Annotated in this window: 2 protein-coding genes; both read left to right on the top strand. The window is 75.5% G+C overall.

All coding sequences use genetic code 11. From position 1 onward, the window contains the following. On the top strand, positions 1-1,874 hold a 1,874-nt coding region (locus AOK16_RS18590), incomplete at its 5' end, for a UrvD/REP family ATP-dependent DNA helicase (protein ID WP_169790913.1). 90 nt (positions 1,875-1,964) lie between these two features. After that, positions 1,965-4,600, top strand: a 2,636-nt coding sequence (locus AOK16_RS18585; protein ID WP_107098394.1) for an ATP-dependent helicase, incomplete at its 3' end; no start/stop codon positions are given.

Raw genomic sequence — 4,600 nt, 5'->3', positions numbered from 1 at the left:
TGGCGATCGGCGCCGAGGCCGCGATCGAACTCCTCACCTCGCCCCTCGGCGGCATGGACAGTGCCGATCTCCGGCGCCTGGGACGGGCACTGCGGGACGAGGAGCGCGCCGCGGGCCGCGCCGTGCCGCGCCCCTCCGACACGCTCCTCGCCGAGGCGCTCGCCGAGCCCGAGCGGCTCACCGCGCACGACCCCGCGTACGCGCGCGTGGCCCAGCGGCTCGGCCTGATGCTGCGCCAGGCGCGCCGGCTCCTCGAGCGCGGCGGCACGGCCGAGGAGGCCCTGTGGGTGCTGTGGGACGGCACGGCGTGGCCGCAGCGCCTGGAGCGCGCCGCCCGGCGCGGCGGCGCGGCGGGCCGGAACGCGGACCGCGACCTGGACGCGGTCTGCGCCCTCTTTGAGACCGCCGCCCGCGCCGAGGAACGCACCGGCGGCCGCGGCGCCCTCAACTTCCTGGAGGAGCTGGACGCACAGGACATCGCCGCCGACACCCTGTCCCGCAAGGCCGTACGGCCCGACGCCGTACGCCTGATGACCGCGCACCGCTCCAAGGGGCTGGAATGGCGGCTCGTGGTGGTCCCCGGCGTCCAGGAGGGCCTCTGGCCGGACCTCAGGCGCCGGGGCTCCCTCCTGGAGGCGGACCGGATCGGCCGCGACGGCCTGGCCGAGCCACTGACCCCCGGCGCGCTCCTCGCGGAGGAGCGGCGGCTGTTCTACGTCGCCGCCACGCGCGCGAAGGAGCGGCTCGTCGTCACAGCCGTCAAGGCGCCCGCCGAGGACGGCGACCAACCCTCCCGGTTCCTCATGGAGTTGGGTGTCGAGCCGGTCGACGTCACCCACCGGCCCCGCCGCCCGCTCTCCGTAGCCGCGCTCGTCGCCGAACTCCGCGCCACCACCGTTGACCCCGCCGCCTCCCCGGCCCTGCGCGATGCGGCTGCGCGGCGGTTGGCCCGCCTGGCGGCCCTGCGGGACGAGGAGGAGCGCCCGCTCGTCCCGGCGGCCCACCCGTACCGCTGGTGGGGCCTGTACGAGCCGACGCGCAGCGAGGTGCCGCTGCGGGATCCCGCCGACCCCGTCGCGCTCTCCGGCAGCGCGCTGGACCAACTGGCCAGCACCTGCTCGCTCCAGTGGTTCCTGGGCCGCGAGGTGCGGGCCGACGCCCCCTCGACCGCCGCCCAGGGCTTCGGCAACGTCCTGCACGTCCTGGCCGACGAGGTCGCCTCCGGACAGACCCCCGCAGACCTCGCCGTCCTCATGGAGCGCCTCGACTCCGTCTGGGACGCCCTCGCCTTCGACGCGCCCTGGAAGTCCCGGCAGGAGAAGGAGAATGCCCGCGCCGCCCTGGAACGCTTCCTGCGCTGGCACGTCATGGACCGGTCCGGGCGCACCCCGGTGGCCACCGAGCACGACTTCGACGTGACCCTGGAGGCGGGCCCGTACGCGGTGCGCATCCGCGGCAGTATGGACCGGGTCGAGGAGGACGCCCAAGGCCGCGCCTATGTCGTGGACTTCAAGACCGGCAAGACCCGCCCCACAGGACCCGAAGTCGCCCGCCACCCCCAGCTCGCCGTCTACCAACTCGCCGTACGGGAAGGGGCGGTGGACGGAGTGTTCGGCGGGCGTACACCGGAGCCGGGGGGCGCGGAACTCGTCCATCTGCGCCAGGGCGCCGCCAAGAAGGACGGCGGCGACCCGGCACCGGCCGTCCAGGCCCAGACTCCCCTGGAAGGGGAGTGGGTCGGCGACCTGCTCGCGACCGCGGCCGGCCGGGTTCTGGACGAGCGGTTCGCCCCCAGCACCGGCGGGCAGTGCCGCCACTGCGCCTTCCGCGCCTCCTGCACGGCCCAGCCCGAAGGCCGCCACGTCGTGGAGTGAAGCCGGCCCCATGCCCGGAGCGGCCACTTCCGAGGCCGTTTCCGAGGCAGTACGCCGCGGCTGTCAGTGGCGGCCGTTAGCCTCACCCGCGTGGCCTCACACCTCACCGACCCCGAGCAGCTCAAGGAGCTCCTCGGCATCCCGTTCACCCCGGAGCAGACGGCGTGCATCACCGCGCCGCCCGCCCCGCAGGTGATCGTGGCCGGGGCCGGCTCGGGGAAGACGACCGCGATGGCCGCCCGCGTCGTCTGGCTGGTCGGCACAGGACAGGTCGCGCCGGAACAGGTCCTGGGCCTGACCTTCACCCACAAGGCCGCGGGCGAACTGTCCGAGCGCGTCCGCAAGGCCCTGGTGAAGGCGGGCGTGACCGACCCCGAGGCCCCGGCCGACCCGGCGGCCCCCGAGGACGCGCTCGGCGAACCGCAGATCTCCACGTACCACGCCTTCGCGGGCCGCCTCCTCAAGGAGCACGGCCTGCGCATGGGACTCGAACCCACCGCCCGGCTCCTCGCCGACGCCACCCGCTTCCAGCTCGCCGCGCGCGTGCTGCGCACGGCGCCCGGGCCCTACCCGTCCCTCACCAAGTCCCTGCCCGCCCTAGTGGACGACCTCCTTGCCCTCGACGCCGAGCTGTCCGAGCACTTGGTCCCGCCCGCTCGCCTGCGGGCGTACGACACGGAGCTGCTGCGCCGCCTGGGAGCCATGCGGCTCGGCAACGCGGACCTGCGCAAGGGGCCCGAGGCGGCCCGCGCCCGGCTCGAACTCCTGGAGCTGGCCGAGGCCTACCGCGCGGAGAAGTCCCGCCGCGATCTGCTCGACTTCGGCGACCAGATCGCCCTCTCCGCGGCCCTCGCCCGCGACCACCGCGACGTGGGCCGCATCCTGCGCGAGCAGTACGCGGTCGTGCTCCTGGACGAGTACCAGGACACCTCCGTCGCCCAACGGATGCTGCTCGCCGCCCTGTTCGGGGACGGCACCGGCCACGCCGTCACCGCCGTCGGCGACCCCTGCCAGGCCATCTACGGCTGGCGCGGCGCCTCCGTCGCCAACCTCGACGACTTCCCCGACCACTTCCCGCACGCCGACGGCCGCCCCGCCCAACGCTTCGCGCTCAGCGAGAACCGCCGCAGCGGCGGCCGCCTCCTGGACCTCGCCAACCGGCTCGCCGCCCCGCTGCGCACGCTCCACGCGGGCGTGGAGGCGCTGCGCCCCGCCCCGGGCGCGGAGCGCGACGGCACGGTCCGCTGCGCCCTGCTGCCCACCCACACCGAGGAGTTGGCCTGGCTCGCCGACTCGATCGCCCACCTGGTCCGCACGGGCACCCAGCCCGGCGAAATCGCGGTCCTCTGCCGTACGGCAGGCGACTTCCCGCTGATCCAGGGCGCGTTGGTGGACCGGGACGTGCCGGTCGAGGTCGTGGGCCTGTCCGGGCTCCTGCACCTCCCCGAGGTCGCCGACCTCGTCGCCGTCTGCGAGGTGCTCCAGGACCCGACGGCCAACAGCGCCCTCGTCCGCCTGCTGGTCGGCCCCCGCTGGCGCATCGGCCCCCGCGACCTGGCCCTGCTGGGCCGGCGCGCCCGGCTGCTCGTACGCCACGAGGACCCCGACGCGGACGGCGACCCGGACCGGCGCCTGGCCGAGGCCGTCGCGGGCGTGGACCCGGCGGAGGCCGTCTCGCTCGCCGACGCCCTGGACACCTTCCTGGGGGACGGCGGTCCGGACGACGGGCTGCCGTTCTCGGCCGAGGCCCGGGTCCGCTGCGCCCGCTTCGCGGCCGAACTGCGCGACCTGCGGCGCTCGCTCGCCGACCCGCTCATGGACGTGCTCCACCGCGTGCTGGCCACCACGGGCCTGGAGGTCGAGCTGTCCGCGTCCCCGCACGCGCTGGCCGCCCGGCGCCGCGAGACGCTGGCCAACTTCCTCGACGTGGCGGCGGGGTTCGCCGCCCTGGACGGCGAGGCGACGCTGCTCTCCTTCCTCGGCTTCCTGCGCACCGCCGTCCGGCACGAGAAGGGCCTGGACAACGCCCTGCCGGGCGGGGAGAACACCGTCAAGGTGCTGACCGCCCACAAGTCCAAGGGCCTGGAGTGGGACGTCGTCGCCGTCCCCGGCCTGGTCGCCAAGCAGTTCCCCAGCGAGCTGCCGCGCGAGTCCTGGACCGCCAACCCGAAGGTGCTGCCCCACGCCCTGCGCGGGGACGCCGCGACCCTGCCGGACGTCGCCGAGTGGGACAGCAGGGGCATGGCGGCCTTCAAAGCCGCCGTCAAGGACCACCAGGGGACCGAGGAACTCCGCCTCGGCTACGTGACGTTCACCCGCCCCCGCTCCCTGCTCCTGGGGTCGGGGCACTGGTGGGGCCCGGCCCAGAAGAGGCGGCGCGGCCCCTCCGCCTTCCTCCAGGCGCTGCGCGAGCACTGCGAGCGGGGCTGGGGCGAGATCGAGGCGTGGGCGGACGAACCGGAGGAGACCGACGAGAACCCGCTCCTGAAGGAGTCCACCGCGGAGGAGCCCTGGCCCCTCCCGCTGGACCCGGCGGCCCTGTCCCTGCGCCGCCGCGCCGCGAGGACGGTCCTCACGTATGTGGACGGGCCCGGCGCGGAAGCGGAAGAGACGCCACCGGAGAGTGGCTCCTCGGCCGCGCCCGCCATCCCGCACCAGACCGAGGAGCCGCACCGAGCCCATCTCCCGCACCAGTTGGAGGCCGAACCCTCCGGCCTGGAGGCCGA

The organism is Streptomyces pathocidini (assembly GCF_001418495.1).
GTDB lineage: Bacteria > Actinomycetota > Actinomycetes > Streptomycetales > Streptomycetaceae > Streptomyces > Streptomyces pathocidini.
This window is presented reverse-complemented; position numbering and strand designations above follow the sequence as displayed.